Below are 17,504 nucleotides of genomic sequence, written 5' to 3'. Positions count from 1 at the left end.
ATGATTCCGTACGGCCGGCAGGACATTACCCAGGCTGATATCGATGCTGTTGTTGGCGTGCTGAAATCGGATTTTCTGACGCAGGGGCCTCAGGTGCCCCTGTTTGAAAAGCGGGTGGCGGAGCACGTGGGCGCCGAATACGCCTATGCGGTCAACAGCGCCACCTCGGCGCTGCATATCGCGTGCCTGGCGTTGGGGCTGGGGCCGGGCGACCGCCTGTGGACCACGCCCGTTACCTTCGTGGCGTCGGCGAATTGCGCGCTGTATTGCGGCGCCGAGGTCGATTTCGTCGACATCGATCCGCGTACCTACAATATCAGCGTCGAGGCGCTCATGGCCAAGCTGGAAGCCGCCAGGCAGGCGGGCCAGCTGCCCAAGGTGGTGGTGCCGGTGCACCTCTGCGGCCAACCCTGCGACATGGAGGCCATCCATGCGCTGGGCCGGCAGTACGGTTTCAAGATTATCGAAGACGCTTCCCATGCCATCGGGGGGAAGTACAAAGGCGAGTTCATCGGCAATTGCCGGTATAGCGACATTACCGTCTTCAGCTTCCATCCGGTGAAGATCATCACCACGGCCGAAGGCGGCATGGCGCTGACCAACAATAAGGATCTGGCCGATGCGATGGCTTTGCTGCGCAGTCACGGCATCACGCGCGATCCGGCGCTAATGACCCACGCGCCCGACGGCGGGTGGTACTACCAGCAGGTGGCGCTGGGCTTCAATTACCGCATGACCGAGCTGCAGGCGGCGCTGGGCGTCAGCCAGGTGCAACGCCTGGATGCCTATGTGGCGCGGCGCCACGAACTGGCGCGCCGCTACGACGAGCTGCTGGCCGGCCTGCCGCTGGCTACGCCGTGGCAGCACGGCGACGGATATTCGGGCTTGCACTTGTATGTGATCCGCTTGTCGCTCGATAAGATCGGGGCCACGCACCGGCAAGTATTCGATTCCTTGCGCGAGCAGGGCATCGGCGTGAACCTGCATTACATCCCGGTCCATCTGCAGCCGTACTACCAGAAAATGGGGTTCAAGCCGGGCGATTTCGTTGAGGCCGAACGCTATTACGCCGAGGCGATCAGCCTGCCGATGTTCCAGACCATGACCTTCGCGCAGCAGGATGAGGTCGTCAATGCCGTGCGCCGGGCGGTGCAAGCGTGAAGCTGGCCGTCATTCCCGCAAGAGGGGGCAGCAAGCGCATTCCCCGCAAGAACGTCAGGGAGTTCTGCGGGAAGCCCATGCTGGCCTGGTCGATCGAAGCGGCGCTGGACAGCGGATGTTTCGATGCGGTGGTCGTCTCGACCGACGATCCGGAAATCGCCTCGGTGGCGCAGGCCAATGGCGCCACGGCGCCGTTCTTGCGGCCGGCCGAGTTATCGGACGACCACACCGGCACCATTCCCGTGGTGCGCCATGCCGTTCAATGGTTTCGCGACCAGGGCGAATCGGTGGAGCAGGTGTGCTGCCTGTATGCCACGGCGCCGTTCGTGCGGGCGCAGGATTTGCAGCGGGGCTTGCAGGTGCTGCGGGAAACGGGCGCGGACTACGCCTTTTCGGTTACCAGTTATGCGTTTCCCATACAGCGGGCGCTGCGCCTGTCCGGCGACGGCCGCGTCGGGATGTTCAGTCCGGAGCATTTCACGACCCGCTCCCAGGATCTGGAAGAGGCCTTCCATGATGCGGGCCAGTTCTATTGGGGGCAGGCCGATGCGTGGCTGCAGGGCAAGGTGATTTTCAGCCCTGCCGCCGCGGCCGTGCTGCTGCCCCGGCATCGCGTCCAGGATATCGACACGCCTGAAGACTGGACGCGCGCCGAATGGCTGTTCAGGGCCATGCGCGAGCAAGAGTGATGGGCATGAAAGTCGCATTCCGTACGGACGCGTCGCTGGGTATCGGCACCGGCCATGTCATGCGGTGCCTGACGCTGGCTCGCCTGCTGGCCGCGGGCGGCGCCCAGTGCCGTTTTGTCTGCCGCCAGCATGAAGGCCATCTTGTCGACTACATCCGCGCCGAAGGGTTCGACGCCCGCGGCCTGCCGGCCGGCGCCGCCATGCCGCCTTCGCCTTCGGCGTTGGCGCATGCGCAGTGGGTGGGCGCCAGCCAGGCCGACGATGCCGCGCAAACGTACGAGCAACTGCGTGATTTTTCCGCGGATTGGCTGGTGGTCGACCACTATGGCCTGGACCAGGAATGGGAAAGCCGATTGCAGTCTTCTGCCGCGCGCCTGCTGGCCATCGACGACCTGGCCGACAGACGGCATGTGTGCAATCTGTTGCTGGACCAGACGCTGGGACGGGATCCGGACGACTACCGGCCGCTGGTCCCGGCAGATTGCGTGGTGCTGGCCGGCCCTGAATACGCGCTGCTGCGTCCGGAATTTGCGCAGGCTCGCCAGGACAGTCTGCAGCGGCGCCGGGCGGCTGGCTCCATCGGCCGCGTGCTGGTCACCTTGGGCGGCGTCGACCAGCACAATGCCACGGAAGCCGTACTGAAAGTGCTGGATGAGGAAGGCACGCTGCCCGATGCATGCCAGATAACCGTGGTCATGGGGGCTGCCGCGCCATGGCTCGATGCGGTCAAGGCCCGGGCGTCGTCGATGCGCAGGCCGACCGAGGTTGTCTTGAATGTGCGGGACATGGCACGCCGCATGGCAGATAGCGACCTGGCGATCGGGGCGGCCGGCAGCACCTCTTGGGAACGTTGCTGCCTGGGGCTGCCCACGGCCCTGCTTGTGCTGGCCGAGAATCAACTGCCCAGCGCGCAGGCCCTGGGCGAAGCCGGGGCGGTGCGATTGATTGGCGGCCCGCCGGACATCGCCCAGCGCCTGCCCGGCATCCTGGCCGAGTTTTCCGACGCGCGGGTCTTGCATGCGGCCAGCGATATGGCCAGCCGTGTGTGCGATGGCCTGGGCGCCGCCCGTGTGGCCGGTTTGATGAAGGAGCGGTCGTGAACAGCGAAATCAGCCGCGGCGATAGCGTGCGCCGGATGCGGGCGGACGACTTGGCGCGGGTGCTGGCCTGGCGCAATCATCCCGAGATCCGGCGCTTCATGTACACAACGCACGAAATCAGCCTGGAGGAGCACGCCGCCTGGTTCCAGCGCGCCTCGGCGGATGCCCGCAAACATTTGCTGATATTCGAAGCCGATGGCCAGCCTGTGGGGTTCGCCAACTTGAGTGTCGCCAGCGCAGGGGCAATTGCCGAATGGGGTTTTTACGTTGCGCCCGACGCGCCGCGCGGCACTGGCATGCGCCTGGGGCGCGCCGTGCTCGGTCATGCATTCGGCCCGCTGGGCCTGCACAAGGTCTGCGGGGAAGCGCTGGAATTCAATGAACGGTCTGTCAATTTCCATGGCCGCCTGGGGTTTCGCCAGGAAGGGGTGCTGCGTGATCAGCACTTCGATGGTGAAACGTATTGCTCAATTGTGGTGTTCGGCCTGTTGAGCCATGAATGGAAGCCTTTGTGAGTGAAACTATGAGCATTCCCCATATTTCCATTGCCGGTAGAAGAATTTCCCAGGAAGACCCGCCTTATGTGATTGCGGAGGTATCCGCCAACCATAATGGGCGCCTCGATGTGGCCTTGCGCCTGATCGACGAGGCAAAGAAGGCGGGCGCCGATGCGGTGAAGCTGCAGACTTACACTGCCGACACCATTACCCTGAACGCCGATACAGAGGATTTTCAGATCCGCGGCGGGCTGTGGGACGGCAAGACGCTGTATCAGCTATACCAGGAAGCGCACATGCCTTGGGAATGGCACGAGCCCCTGTTCGAGCATGCGCGTAAAGTCGGCATACCGATTTTCAGTTCGCCGTTCGATCGCACCGCCGCCGATTTGCTGGACAGGCTGGATGCTCCGGCATTCAAGATCGCGTCGTTCGAGGCGGTGGATTTGCCCCTGATCCGCTATGTGGCCGGCAAGGGCAAGCCCATGATCATTTCCACCGGCATGGCCGACGACGAAGAGATCCAGGAAGCCATCGACGCCGCCCGTTCCGGCGGTTGCACACAGCTTGCCATCCTGCATTGCGTCAGCGGCTATCCCGCGCCGGCCCAGGACTACAACCTGCGCACGGTGCCTGACATGATCCAGCGCTTCGGCCTGGTGACAGGGCTGTCGGACCATACGCTGGACAATACCACTGCCGTAACCAGCGTCGCGCTGGGCGCGTCGCTGATCGAAAAGCACTTCACGCTGGATCGCAGCGGCGGCGGGCCGGATGACAGCTTTTCGCTGGAACCGGCGGATCTGGCGGCGCTGTGCCGCGACAGCCGGACGGCATGGCAGGCGCTGGGCAAGGTCGATTACGGCCGCAAGTCCAGCGAACAGGGCAACGCGCAGTTTCGCCGTTCGTTGTACTTCATCAAGCCTCTGCGAGCCGGAGAGACCATCACAGAAGATGCCGTGCGCAGCGTGCGCCCGGGGTTCGGGCTGCCGCCCAAGCAACTGGACGCCGTCATCGGGCGCAAGGCGGGCCGGGATATCGCGGCCAATACCCCCGTGCGCGCGGAAGACCTGCAAGGCTAGCCGCGGCAGTATGCCGAAATCCGCGCTTCCGGCGTTCTCGGGCCTATGATCGGGATTTTCTCCAGACGCATGGCCGCCCAGTTATCTGTGCGGGCGCTGCTGCGGGCGGATGTGCGCCGCCTGCATCTGTGGCACTGGCTGGCGCCTGCGCGCCACCTGGATGCGATCGCCGGCTGGGGCTGGCGGCCCACCACGCGCTGGCCGCGCGCTTACGCCGCGCGCAGGTCGCTGCCGTACCTGGCGCTCGAGGACGGCTTCCTGCGTTCTTATGCGCCAGGCCGGCGCGCGCCGTCGTTGTCGCTGGTGGTCGACCGCGCTGGCATCTACTACGCGGCCGATAGCGGCAGTTCCCTCGAGACGCTGCTGAATTCCGATGCGGATTTGCTGCGCGGCATCGAAGAGGCCTGCACACAGGCACGCGATCTGATCTGCCGGGCGCAGCTGGGCAAATACAATGCCGCGCCGTCGCTGCAGGCCGGCGCACTGGGTGCCGCGGACCGGGGCAGGGTGCTGGTGGTGGACCAGACGCTCGATGACGCCGCGATCGTGCATGGCGGGGCCGACGCGGCCACGTTCGAACGCATGCTGGCGTCCGCGCTGGACGAGAACCCCGGCGCCACGGTCTACGTCAAGACGCACCCGGAGGTCAGCGGCGGCGCCAAGCGGGGCTACTACTCGTCATTGCCGCGCATGGCCCGGGTCGTGCCGATAACGGAACCGGTCAGCCCCATGAGCCTGGTGCCGCACATGGACCGCGTCTATGTCGCCACGTCGCACCTGGGTTTCGAGGCCTTGCTGGCCGGCAAGCCGGTGACCTGCTTCGGCACGCCCTGGTACGCCGGCTGGGGCGTTACCGACGATCGCCAGCCTTGTGCGCACCGCACGCGCCGGCGCTCCGTGCAGGAGCTGTTCGCGGCGGCGTATTTCCACTACAGCCGCTATCTGGATCCGGCCACGCACGGCGAAGGCAATATTTTCGATGCCATCGACTGGCTGGCGCGCCAGAAGCTCATGGCCGAGCATATGCAGGGCCGCTCGATCGCGGTCGGCTTCCGCCGCTGGAAGGCGCGCAATGTACGCGGGTTCCTGGGCCTGGATGCGCGGCGGGTGCATTTCGTGCGCAATGCCCGGGCGGCCGCCCGGCTGGCCCCAGGCCCGCAGGACCGCCTGGTGGTCTGGGGCAGCGACCCCGCCGAGCAGGTGCTGCGCCTGGCCCGGCAAGCGGGCGCCCGGTTGCTGCGCATGGAAGACGGCTTTCTGCGTTCGGTGGGCCTGGGGTCCGATTTCGTGCCGCCCTTGTCACTGGTGCTGGACGGCAGCGGCATGTATTTCGATCCGCGCCAGCCCAGCGATCTTGAAAACCTGTTGAATCAGCGTGTATTCAGCCCCGCCGACCTGAGCCGGGCTCGCGCCATCCGGCAGTCGATCGTCGAACTGGGGCTGACGAAGTACAACATCGAACAGCGCCGTACGCCGGCCTGGCAGGCCGGCGGCAAGCGCATCATCCTGGTGCCGGGGCAGGTGGAAGACGACGCCTCGATCCGTTACGGCTGCGGCGAGGTGCGCAGCAACCTGGGCCTGCTGCAGGCGGCTCGCGCGGAATATCCGGACGCGTACATCGTCTATAAACCGCATCCCGACGTGCGGGCCCGCAACCGGGCCGGCCGCATGCACCTGCGCAGGGCCATGCAGTATGCGGATACGGTCGAAACGTCCTGCTCGGTGGTCAGCTGCATCGAGGCCTGCGATGAGGTCCATACCATGACCTCGCTGACGGGGTTCGACGCGCTGCTGCGAGGCAAGCGGGTGGTGGTGCATGGACGCCCCTTTTATGCGGGCTGGGGCCTGACCGCCGACAAGCTGCCCATGGCCCGCCGCGATCGCACGCTGAGCCTGGATGAACTGGTGGCCGGTACGCTGCTGCACTATCCGGTGTACTGGGACCCGGTGCTGAAGGGCTACACCACCTGCGAGGCAACCATCAACCAGTTGGCCCGCCGGCGCAATGCGATCATCGCCGGGCGCGGCGAGCAGGCGCTGTCCATGAGCGCGTCGTACCGGCTGTGGCGCAAGATATGGCTGTGGCTGCAGTGCGGTTTCACTGTCAAGTTCTGACGATGACGGCGCGCAATTACCTTTTCCTCCAGGGCGTGTGCTCGCCATTCTTTGCCAGGCTGGGGCAGGCGCTGCGCCAGCAGGGCCATGCCGTGCGCAAGGTCAACTTCACGGTGGGCGACCGCATCTATTGGGGGCAGGGCAATGCGGTGTCGTACCGCGGGCCCATGCATGCGCTGCCGCAGTTCTACGCCGACGAGTATGCGCGCCACGGAACCACGGACATCGTGCTGTTCGGCGATTGCCGCCCGGTACATCAACCGGCCATCGCCCTGGCCAGGCAGCTGGGCCTGCACGTCCATGTGTTCGAAGAGGGCTACTTCCGCCCCTATTGGGTGACGCTGGAGCGCGACGGCGTGAATGGCAATTCCCGGCTGTCGCGCGACCCCGCGTGGTACCGGGAGCAAGCGCGCGCTTTGCCCGCTTACGGCAACGGCGAACCGTTTGCCGCGCCATTCTGGCGCCGGGCCGCTTATGACGTAGGCTACAACTTCTGGGCCGGGCTGAACCCGATGCTGCATCGTGGCGTATCCAGCCACGTGCCGTACAACCCGGCAACCGAGTACCTGTCGTATGTGCGTCGCGGCGTGCGCCTGCAGGCACGGGCCAGGGGCGACGCGGCGGTCTTGCGGCGCGTGATGGCCGAGGCCGACAAGCGGCCGTTCTTCCTGTTCCCCCTGCAGATCAACACCGACGCGCAGGTGCGCTTCCATTCCCCGTTCGGTTGCGTGGCCGACGCGTTGCGGCACATTGTCGAGTCATTCGCCGCGCATGCCCCGCAGCCTTGCCGGCTGCTGGTCAAGGCGCATCCGCTCGACCCCGGCCTGGTCAATTACGGCAAGATGATCGCCGCCATGAGCAAGCAGCTGGGCCTGGCCGACCGGGTGTTCTATATTGAAAACGGCGCCTTGCCGCCGCTGCTGGACAGCGCGCGTGGCGTTGTCACCATTAATAGCACTACCGGAGCCTCGGCCATACTGCACGGCTGCAGCACCATTGCGCTGGGCAAGGCCATCTACGATATGCCCGGGCTGACGTTCCAGGATCCGCTGCAGGTGTTCTGGCGGGAACGCCATGTGCCGGACAAGAAGCTGTTCTCGGCGTTTCGCAACGTGGTGATCCACCACACCCAATTGAACGGCGGGTTTTATTCGACTGGCGGAATCGCCCTGGCGACACACCACGCGGTGGCGCGGTTGACCGAGCCTGCGCAGCAGGCGCGCCCCGTCGCCTGACAGCGGGGCCGGCGTTACAGTTCCCGGCTGAGCATGTCGACCGTGCTGCGCAGCTGTTCTTCCGTATGGCGGCAGGACATGAAAAAGCGCAGCCGCGCCGATTTTTCGGGCACCGCGGGGTACAGAATGGGCTGCACGTTGATGCCCCGTTCGAATAGCGCGGCCGACAATCGTGCCGCCTTCAGCGAACTTTGAGTGATGGCCGGCACCACGGCCAGTCCCGAGCTGCTGCCGGTATCGATGCCGGCCGACTTTGCCAGTTCCAGGAAGTACTTGCCGCGAGTCTGCAACGTCGAAACGCGTTCGGGATGGCCCTGCATGTGCCGCAAGGCCGCCAGCGACGCCGCGGCCACGCTGGGCGGCATTCCCACGCTGTACAGGAACCCCGGCGCCAGAAATTTCAGGTGCTCGACCAGAGCGGCTTCGCCGGCAATATAGCCGCCACACCCCGCCAGGGTCTTGCTCAGGGTGCCCATCCAGATGTCCACGTCTTTCCCCGCCAGCCCGAAGTGCTCGCGGATGCCGTAGCCGCGCTTGCCCATTACGCCCAGCGAATGGGCTTCGTCCACCATCAGGAACGCCTTGTGGCGCCGTTTGATGTCGACAAAGCGCGGCAGGTCGGGAAAGTCGCCGTCCATGCTGTAGATGCCTTCCAGCACGATCAGCACCCGTTCGAACTGGCGCCGCTGGTCTTCCAGAATGGCATCCAGGGCGGCCCAGTCGTTGTGCGGAAAGGGCAGGCGCCGCGCGCCGGACAGCTGTGTGCCCTGCAACACGCTGTTGTGGATCAGTTCGTCGTGCAGGATCAGGTCGCGCGGGCCGAACAGGTACCCGATGGTAGATACATTGGTGGCATGGCCGCTGACAAACGTGACGGCTTCTTCAACCTCGTACATCTCGGCCAGAGCGCGTTCCAGCTCACGGTGAATGGGCCGTTCGCCCGAAACCAGGCGGCTGGCCGACACCGAAGTGCCATAGCGGTCGATGGCATCCTTGGCAGCTTGCACTACGGCCGGGTCGCCCGACATGCCCAGGTAGTTGTAGCTGGCGTAGTTGACGTAGCTCTTGCCGCCGATCCTGGTGTCGGCGCCGGCGGTGCCTTCGTGCAGCTTGAAGAAGGGACTGCGCACGCCCATGCGGGCGGCGCCTTCGTTCATGATGCGCAACTGGCGGTAGCCGGGATGCAGGTCGAAACGATAGAACTCTTCCGGGATGGCGCTTTTGCGCCCCAGCGCCGGGGACAGGGCGCGCTGCCCCTGTTCTTGCCCGGCCTGGCGCAGCTTGCGTTCCAGGGCTTGCTGGATAAGCTTGTCCTTGATGCTGGCGGACAGGCCCGGCAGTCCTTTCTTGGTGTTGCTCACGGTGTGTTCAGTGGATCATGCGTTGTTTGGCGTCGACGCTGCCCGATTTGAGGTCGTCGGCGAATTTGGCCATGGCTTCGGCGGGCACTTCGTCAGTGTGCTGGGAGACGACTTGCTCCACCTCGGCCAGCAGGGTGTCTTGCCCCGTGGGCTCGCCGTCGTTGCGCAGCAGCTGGATCAGCCGGCCGGCCAGCTTGGCCAGGGTGGGGCTTTCGTTCAGCGCCATCACGGGCAGGCGGATGCCGAAGCGGTTTTCCAGCGCCACCACCAATTCCACGCCCATCAGCGAGTCCAGCCCCATGTCGTAGACCGACACATCGGGGTTGATCTTGTCGGCGGGCACGCGCAGGATCTCGCCGACTTCCGCTTGCAGCATTTCGATGAACACGGGATGCAGGGCGGCATCGTCCAGGGTGGCCAGCAGATGGCTGATGTCGCGGGTATCGCCGTCGTCTTCGCCGCTGTCGCTGGCCCGGCGGGCCAGCAGGCTGAATTTGGGCGTGGCGGCGCTGGGCAGGAAGCGGCGCAGGGCGCGCCAGTCCAGTTCCAGCACGCCCAGCCCGCTGGCGCCGGCCAGCAACATCGATTCCAGAGCTCGCAGCGCGGCTTCCGAAGCCAGCGCGGCGCCGCCCATGCGGCTTTGCAGGGCGTCCTTGATTTTCTTGTTGCGGGCCAGGTAGCCGACGTCGTCGATGGCGCCCCAGCGTACGCAGGTGGCGGGCAGGCCCTGGGCGCGGCGGCGCCGCGACAGGCCTTCCAGCCAGGCGTTGGCGGCCACGTAGTTGGCCTGCCCGGGGTTGCCGAACAGGGTGGTGGCTGACGAGAAGGTGATGAAGAAATCCAGCGGCAGCTGGCGCGTGGCGGCGTCCAGGTGCAGGGCGCCCAGCACTTTGGGCGCCAGCACGCGCTGGATCTGCTCGGCCGTGGCGCTGCGCACCAGGCCGTCGTCGATGACCATGGCGGCATGCACGATGCCTTTCAGCGCCGGCATGCTGCCGCCGATGTTGTGCAGCAGGGCGGCGACGGCCTGGGCGTCGGTGACGTCGCAGGCCGCGGCATGTACGGTGACGCCGCGCGCCTGCAGCGCCGCGATGGCCTGCTGGGCGGTGTCGGATGCCGGGCCGCTGCGGCTGACCAGCGCCAGGTGGCGCGCGCCCTTGTCGGCCAGCCATTGGGCCGTACGCAGGCCGAAGCCGCTGAGACCGCCGGTGATCAGGTAGGTGGCGTCTTCGGGCAGGGCCAGCGCGGCCTGCTGTGCACGGGCGTCCGCTTCGGCCTGGGCGGCGCGGATGCCGTTGCGGTAGGTGATGACGATCTTGCCGATCTGGCGGGCCTGCTGCATGTAGCGGAAGGCGCCGACGATCTCGTTGGCGTCGAACTCCTGGTAGGGCAGCGGATGCAGCACGCCCTGGGCGAACAGCGCCATCATCTCGCCGAACAGCCGGCGGGTCAGGGCGGGGCGTTCGTGCATCAGCTGGTCGGCATCGATGCCGAAGTAGCTGATGTTGTTGCGGAAGGGCCGCAGGCCGATGCGGGTGTTCTCGTAGAAGTCGCGCTTGCCCAGTTCCAGGAAGCGGCCGAACGGTTTCAGCACGCGCAGGTTGCGGTTGATGGCTTCGCCCGCCAGCGAATTCAGCACCACGTCGACGCCCTGTCCGCCGGTGTCGGCCAGGATTTCATCGGCATAGGCCAGCGAACGCGAGTCGTAGATATGCTGCACGCCCAGCAGGCGCAGGAAGTCGCGCTTTTCGTCGGAACCGGCGGTGGCGTAGATGTCGGCGCCGCGCCATTGGGCGAACTGGATGGCGGCTATGCCCACGCCCCCGGCGGCGCCGTGGATCAGCACTTTTTCGCCTTCTTCCAATTGCGCCAGGTGGTGCAGCGCGTAGTACACCGTGAAGAACGTGCTGGGGATGGTGGCCGCGGCTTCGAACGAGATTCCCTGGGGAATATGGGCGATGGCGCTGGACTTGGTGAAAACGCGGTTGGCGAAGCTGGCGGGCCCAAAGCCCACGACGGCGTCGCCGGGCTGGTAGTCGCCGCCGGCGTCGGGGCCGGCGCGCAGCACGGTGCCGGCGAATTCCAGCCCCAGGGTGGGGCCGGCGAAGCCGTTTTCGATGGCCTCGTCGGACAGCAGCCCTAGCGCGTACATCACGTCGCGGAAGTTCAGCCCGGTGGCATGGACTTCGATTTCCAGCTCATCGCCGGCCAGCTCGCCGGCCGGGCAGGCTTCCCAGCGCAGGTTGCGCAGCTGCCCGGGGAAGTCGAAGCCCAGGCGCAGGTGTCCGGCCCCGGGGCCCGCGGCCTCTGGGTGGGCCGGGTTCGGCACGGCGCGCAGGCGCGGCGCGTAGCGCTGGCCTTGCGCGGTGATGATGGCTTCCTGCTCGGCGTCGGGCCAGCGCAGTTCGCGTTCCAGGGCGTCGAGCACGGCTGTGTCCGGCACGGCGCTGGGCAGGTCGAGCAGGCGCACGCCGAATTGCGCGGCTTCGTTCATCATGGTGCGGCCGTAGCCCCATAGCGAAGCGTCGCCGATGGCGCCGGCGCCGGCATCGCGCGCCAGGTGCTGGGCGGCGTCCACCGTCAGCAGCCACAGGGTGGCGTTGCTGCTGCTGCGTTCCAGAGCCTGCGCGGCGGCCGCGGCCAGGGCGCAGCGGCGCACCTGGGCCTGCAGCAGGGCAGCCGGGTCGGTGTCGTCTTGCGCCTGCGCCAGGCCGTCCAGGTGGATGATGCCGTCGATCTGGGCCAGGCGGCTCTTGGCCTGCGCCAGCACGGTGTCGAACCTGGCGGGATCGGCATCGCGCTGGATGAAGGTGCGATAGCCGGCGGCGCCCAATCGGGCCGCCAGGGTTTCGGCTAGGGCCGCATCGGCGTCTTGCGTGCCGGCCAGCAGCAGCCAGCCGGGCTGTACAGGCGGCGTGGCCTGTTCGCGCGCGGCGGGCTGGGCGGCCTCGGCCGGCGCCTGGAGCGTGGCGGCCAGCAGGTAAGGCCCGGTGGGCGTGTCGGGCGTGAATCCGGCCAGCGGCCCGCAGGCGCAGCCTTGCTGGCCCAGGGCATCCTGCCAGAAGCTGGCCGGATATTGGCACGAGGCCTGCGTGCCGTCATCGGCCACCGCGCCCCACCAGCCGGGCCGCGCGCCCGCGACGAAATCCAGCCAGGCCACGGGGTGGGTGCCCAGCAGCAGCAGGGTGCCGCCGGTTTTCAGGCTGGCGCGCGCATAGTCCAGCATCCGCTGGGCCTCTTCGGCGCATGCGGCGTCGGCATGCAGAATGACCAGGTCATGGCCCGGGGCATCCGGCTGGCCGGATTCCGGATCGATCAGGGCGCAGCTTGCATCGGGATAAGGATCCAGCAGGCGCTGCGCGCGTTCGTAGGCCTCGGCGTCGGTCGAGGCGTAGTGGTAGTCGGACACGCTGAAATCCAGCGCCGTGCAGCAGTCCACCGCGAAAGCCGGCGCATGGGCGCTGATTTCCAGCGCCCCCAGGCGGGCGCCGGCCGGCAGGGCGGCCTGGGCGCGGGCCAGGATCTGCCGCAGCGCGGCGCCGATCCGTTCACGCGCCTCGGCGCCCAGGATCTGCCGCATCAGTGCGCCGGGCGACGCCTCGGGCGGGCATACGGCGTCCAGCGCGATGCGCCCTTGCAGCAGCTCTGCCAGGTGCAGGCCGACGCGGCCCACGGCATGGACGATGTGGGCGTAGTCGGGGTATTCGCGGACCAGGCTGTTCCAGATGTCGATGACGTCCGGCGCGCCGTCGTCCTGGGCCTGAAACGTCCAGCCCGACGGGGCGCGTTCGAGCAGGCCGGCATCGGCCGCGCGCGCCAGCAACTGGTCGAGCAGCATGGCGGTGCCGGGCGAGGCCTGGCGGCAGCGCTCGAGCACGTCGTCGTACAGATGCTGGGTATTGGGGGCCAGCAGGTGCAGCGCGCGCAATACGAAACGGTCGCACAGGCTGTCGAGCAGCGGTTCGATTTCGTGCGCGTAGCGTACGTGAGTGCCATCGTGGGCGGCGCTGGCGGCGGCGCCGGCCAGGGCGTCGGCCGCAGCCGCGCCATCCAGCGTGCTTTGCCGGCTGCGCGGATCGTGCGCGTGCGGGCTGGGCACGCCGCTGTCGGCCAGGAAATCCAGAGCGCCGGCATTGGCCTGGGACAGGCGGATGCTGCGGAACCGGGCTTCGTGCACGGCGGCGATCTGCTCGCCGGCTTCGTTGTACAAAAAGAATTCAGCGGTCAGGGAATGCGGGCCGCGGCGCAGCAGGCGCGCGCGTGCGTAGCGCGGCAGGCCGGCGTCGGTGCGCAGCGCCAGGCGGCCGATCTTGGCCGGCACGAAGGCCACGCCGCGCCCCATGGCGGGGTCGTCGCGCAGCAGCTGGATGATCAGCTGGAACGTGCAATCGAGCAGCGCGGGGTGCAGCAGGCTTTGGGGCAGGCTGCTGTGCAGGGCCGGGTGCGGCTCCAGCACCGCCAGCACGGTGTCGTCGGATTCAGCCCAGCCGTGCTTGACGGCCTGGAAGGCATCGCCGTAGGCCAGGCCAACGGCATGCGTCAGCAGCGCATGGGTGTCGCCGGTGAAATCAACCGGGCGGTCGGGGCACTGCGCCGGCGCGCCGGTCAGCAGGGCGGAGCCTGCCTCGCGCAGAATGCGGGCAGCCGCGTGCAGGGTCCACGGCTCGGCGCTGCCCACGTCTTTGGCCTGGATGCGCAGGCCGCCATCGGCGGCGTCCAGGCTGACCCGCAGGCGCTTCGACGGGGCCGCGGCCAGCAGCAGCGGCGCGCGGATCTCGAGCTCTTCGATTTCCGCCCAGGCGCCCGGTTGCCATTGCGTGGCCGCGGCCAGCGCAATTTCGGCGAAGCCCGTGCCGGGGAACACCACTGCCTCGCCCACCACGTGGTCGGCCAGCCAGGGGTACAGGGCCGTATCGAGCTGGTTTTCCCAGATGCCTTCGTGCTGGCGCAGTGGATAGCCCAGCAGCGGATGGACCTTGCCGCGCTGCAATTGCCCCAGCGATTCGGGCGTGACGGGGTGCCAGTGGCGTTCGCGCTGCCATGGGTAGGCGGGCAGGGCGACGTGGCGGCCTTCCCAGGGGAACAGGTCCTGCCAGTCGACCTGGGCGCCGCTGCACACGGCCTGGCCGGCCGCGTCGCGGATCTTGGCCGGCTCGTCGTTGCCGCGGCTGGCCGTCAGCAGCACGCGGCCCTTGCGCTCGGCGGCCGCCAGGCTGTCGTTGACGTATGAGCGCAGCACCGGATGGGGGCCGATCTCGATGAAAATGTTTTCGCCGCGCGACACCAGTGCATCGAGGGCATGCTGAAAGCGCACGGGCTCGCGCACGTTGCGCCACCAGTAATTGGCGTCGAGCTGCCCGCCGTCGAGCAGGCCGCCGGTGATGGTGGAATAGAACGGCACGTGGCCGGCCTGCGGGGCCAGGCCGGCCAGCGTTTGCTGCAGGCCGGCCTGGATGGGATCCATGGCGGCGCTGTGAAACGCGTAGTCCAGGTCCAGGCGCTTGTAGAACACCTGGCGCTCGGCCAGCACGGCCTCGGCCGTGGCCATGGCGGCCGGGTCGCCCGCCAGGGTCGCGCCGCGGCCGCTGTTGTAGCCGGCCACGCACAGCGCGTCGGTCAGCTGCAGTTCGGCCAGCAGGGCGGCGGCGGCGCCGCCGTCGATGCCGACCGCCGTCATGCAGCCCTGGCCCTTGGTGGTGCCCTGCAGCCGGCTGCGATGGAAAATGACTTGCACGGCGTCGGCCAGCGCCAGCGCGCCGCTGGCCCAGGCCGCGGCGACTTCGCCTACGCTGTGGCCCACCACCGCGGTGGGCAGGATGCCGCGCTGGGCCAGCATGCGCGTGATGCCGACCTGGATGGCGAACAGCGCGGGCTGGGCGATTTCGGTGCGTTCGTACTGGTTGGCGCTGTCGGTGCGCGCCAGCTCGTCGGCCAGCCGGTAGCCGGCCAGCGGCGCGAACTGGTTGTCGATTTCGTGCACGGCTTCGGCGAACACCGGCTCGGCCAGCAGCTGGCGCCCCATGCCGGCCCATTGCGAGCCATTGCCCGAATACACAAACACCGGCCCTTGCGCACGGGCCACCGCGCTGCCCGAAGATACGCTGTAGCGCGGCGCCTCGCCTTCGGCGAACTGGGTCAGGGCCTGCGCCACGGTTTCGCTGTCGGTGCCGTACACCACGGCGCGCTCGGCATGCCATTCGCGGCGCATGGCGGCGTGATAAGCCACGTCGTAAAGCGCGCGCGCGGGCTGCCCTTGCAGTACCCGGGCCAGATTGCGGGCGGCGGCTTTCAGGGCGTCGGGGGTCTTGCCCGAGACGACGATGGGCACCGCCGCGGTGTTGGCCAGTTTGTCGGCCTGGTCGTCGCCGTCGGCCGGCGGGCTTTGCAGGATGACATGCGCGTTGGCGCCGCCGAACCCGAACGAGTTCACGCCGATGGTCAGCGAGCCGGTGCGGGGCAGCGGATGGTTCTGCGTGGCCACCGAGATGTTCCAGTTGTCGAACTCGATGGCCGGGTTAAGCGTCTGGATGCCGATGGTGGCCGGCACCATGCGGTGCTGCAGGCTGTAGATGGCCTTGACCAGGCCGGCCACGCCCGAAGCGGCTTCCAGGTGGCCCAGATTGCTTTTGATCGAGCCGATCACCAGTGGGTTGCCGGCGCCGCGCGGCTGGCCCAGCGCCGCGCCGATGGCGCGCGTCTCGATGGGGTCGCCGACGGCGGTGCCGGTGCCGTGGGCTTCCAGGTAGTCGATGTCGGTTATCGGGACGCCGGCGCGTTCGTATACCTGCCGCATCAGGGCGATCTGGGCGTCGGCGTTGGGCACGGTCAGGCCGGACTTGCGGCCGTCGGTGTTGACGGCGCTGCCGGCGATCACGGCCAGGATGTGGTCGCCGTCGGCCATGGCCTGGTCGTAGTCTTTGAGCAGGAACAGGCCGCCGCCTTCCGAGCGCACGTAGCCGTCGCCCGAGGCATCGAAGACCTTGCAGCGGCCGCCGGGCGACAGCATCGACGCCTTGGAAAAGGTGATGAAGCCGTAGGGATGCAGGTGCAGGCTGACGCCGCCGGCGATGGCCAGGCTGGTTTCGCCGGTGACGATGGCGCGGCAGGCCTGGTGCACGGCGACCAGCGACGACGAGCAGGCGGTGTCGACCGCCATGCTGGGCCCGTGCAGGTCGAACAGGTATGACAGGCGGTTGGCGGCGATGCTGGAGGTGTTGCCGGTGGCCATCGACGCATCGACGGCGCCCATGTCATCGGACAGCCGGTAGGAATAATCGGCGCTGGCAATGCCGATATACACGCCGCAGTCGCTGCCGCGCAGGGCCGATGGGCGCATGCCGGCGTGTTCGATGGCTTCCCAGCACATTTCCAGCAGCAGGCGCTGCTGCGGGTCCATCAGAGCCGCTTCGCGCGGCGAAATGCCGAAAAAATGGGCATCGAAGCCCGAGACATCGCCGATCGAGCCGGCGGCGAAGGTATACGCGGTACCAGGGTGATCTTTGGCGGGATGCAGGTAGGCATCTTGATGCCAGCGCTCGGCCTCCACCTGGGTGACCAAGTCGCGGCCGGCCATCAGGTCGGTCCAGTATCGCTCGGTATCGGTATGCGGAAACCGGAACGAAAGCCCCACAACGGCAACACGCTTTGCCATGTATATCTTCCTTCGAACAAACAGCTTTCGAGAGCTTTTCTTGGTTTTTTTGCTGCGGATAGACGACGCAGGAACCGGCTGCCGAAGTGGCGGCAGGCTGTGTCTAACAGGCAATGATCAACAGAGTGGCCGCGGGCGGCCGTATCGGCGAGGTGGGAATCGGGATGTTCCTTGTTCAGTCTGGGCTGCCACGGTTTCGAGGGAAAAGAACTGCAACCCCGGCCCGGTCAAAAGCGGCTTGACCATTATGGTCGGGTTGGCGATGTATTTCGAGAGCGCAGATTTTACAGTTTATTGTGGTAATACGCGCAATGCGTGGTGCGTCGCAAAATGCAGATACAAAACGCTTCGGATTGCGGGATTTACGCTTAAATAAAAGACTATTAAGGCCAAGGTTCGGGGATTTTGAAATCTTTGCAAGGTGTGCCGAAAGCTTTTCCCCAAGCGGGAATTCACTGTTTAGTAACAAAATGCATGTATTACGGCGATTATCTTCGGCTATGCAAACTTTGGTTGCCTTGGTTGCCAATTCCAGGCAGGCGCATTTTCGAATAAATCATGGCCAATGAAAAAAGCCCCGCAATGGGGGCTTATCAGGCTTTGCTGAACCGGC

9 protein-coding genes are annotated in these 17,504 nt (G+C 66.9%); 7 read left to right on the top strand and 2 right to left on the bottom strand.

All coding sequences use genetic code 11. From position 1 onward, the window contains the following. The 7 genes from pseC to J2P76_RS03285 all read left to right on the top strand — a co-directional run bounded on the left by pseC (position 1) and on the right by J2P76_RS03285 (position 7,879). Positions 1-1,161, top strand: coding sequence for a UDP-4-amino-4,6-dideoxy-N-acetyl-beta-L-altrosamine transaminase (gene pseC / locus J2P76_RS03315; protein WP_207404445.1), 1,161 nt, complete (start codon positions 1-3; stop codon positions 1,159-1,161). Further along, positions 1,158-1,850 carry a pseudaminic acid cytidylyltransferase gene (gene pseF, locus J2P76_RS03310; RefSeq protein WP_207404444.1) on the top strand — a complete coding sequence of 231 codons (693 nt, stop codon included), beginning with the start codon at positions 1,158-1,160 and terminating at the stop codon, positions 1,848-1,850. Before pseC ends, pseF begins: the two co-directional genes overlap by 4 nt. 5 nt (positions 1,851-1,855) lie before the next feature. Continuing rightward, positions 1,856-2,950, top strand: a complete 1,095-nt coding sequence (gene pseG, locus J2P76_RS03305; protein WP_242697278.1) for a UDP-2,4-diacetamido-2,4,6-trideoxy-beta-L-altropyranose hydrolase — start codon at positions 1,856-1,858, stop codon at positions 2,948-2,950. Next, positions 2,947-3,465: a UDP-4-amino-4,6-dideoxy-N-acetyl-beta-L-altrosamine N-acetyltransferase gene (pseH, locus tag J2P76_RS03300; protein ID WP_347565285.1), complete on the top strand. Its 519-nt coding sequence runs from the start codon at positions 2,947-2,949 to the stop codon at positions 3,463-3,465. Before pseG ends, pseH begins: the two co-directional genes overlap by 4 nt. 8 nt (positions 3,466-3,473) lie before the next feature. Next, on the top strand, positions 3,474-4,529 hold the full coding sequence (pseI, locus tag J2P76_RS03295; RefSeq protein ID WP_207404441.1) for a pseudaminic acid synthase: 1,056 nt from the start codon (positions 3,474-3,476) through the stop codon (positions 4,527-4,529). Positions 4,530-4,598: 69 nt separating this feature from the next. After that, complete coding sequence (locus tag J2P76_RS03290) at positions 4,599-6,644, top strand: capsular polysaccharide biosynthesis protein (RefSeq protein WP_242697277.1); 2,046 nt, start codon at positions 4,599-4,601, stop codon at positions 6,642-6,644. Positions 6,645-6,646: 2 nt separating this feature from the next. Further along, the gene (locus J2P76_RS03285) at positions 6,647-7,879 is read left to right on the top strand and encodes a capsule biosynthesis protein (RefSeq protein WP_207404439.1); all 1,233 of its coding nucleotides are present in this window, start codon (positions 6,647-6,649) and stop codon (positions 7,877-7,879) included. Between the two features lie 14 nt (positions 7,880-7,893). Here J2P76_RS03285 and J2P76_RS03280 read toward each other — a convergent pair whose 3' ends face one another. Further along, entirely contained in the window at positions 7,894-9,240 is a 1,347-nt protein-coding gene (locus tag J2P76_RS03280) for an aminotransferase class I/II-fold pyridoxal phosphate-dependent enzyme (protein ID WP_207404437.1), read from the bottom strand. Positions 9,241-9,247: 7 nt separating this feature from the next. Then, entirely contained in the window at positions 9,248-16,891 is a 7,644-nt protein-coding gene (locus J2P76_RS03275; protein WP_207404436.1) for a type I polyketide synthase, read from the bottom strand. Positions 16,892-17,504: the final 613 nt, after the last annotated feature.

Origin of the sequence: Bordetella petrii (assembly GCF_017356245.1) — a bacterium.
Lineage (GTDB): Bacteria > Pseudomonadota > Gammaproteobacteria > Burkholderiales > Burkholderiaceae_B > Bordetella_A > Bordetella_A petrii_D.
This window is presented reverse-complemented; position numbering and strand designations above follow the sequence as displayed.

Excerpts from the sequence above, each read along its gene's own strand:
- pseG (WP_242697278.1), top strand. The coding sequence starts at position 1,856 with ATGAAAGTCGCATTCCGTACGGACGCGTCGCTGGGTATCGGCACCGGC.
- pseI (WP_207404441.1), top strand. The coding sequence starts at position 3,474 with ATGAGCATTCCCCATATTTCCATTGCCGGTAGAAGAATTTCCCAGGAA.
- J2P76_RS03290 (WP_242697277.1), top strand. The coding sequence starts at position 4,599 with ATGGCCGCCCAGTTATCTGTGCGGGCGCTGCTGCGGGCGGATGTGCGC.
- J2P76_RS03275 (WP_207404436.1), bottom strand. The coding sequence starts at position 16,891 with ATGGCAAAGCGTGTTGCCGTTGTGGGGCTTTCGTTCCGGTTTCCGCAT.
- J2P76_RS03285 (WP_207404439.1), top strand. The coding sequence starts at position 6,647 with ATGACGGCGCGCAATTACCTTTTCCTCCAGGGCGTGTGCTCGCCATTC.
- pseC (WP_207404445.1), top strand. The coding sequence starts at position 1 with ATGATTCCGTACGGCCGGCAGGACATTACCCAGGCTGATATCGATGCT.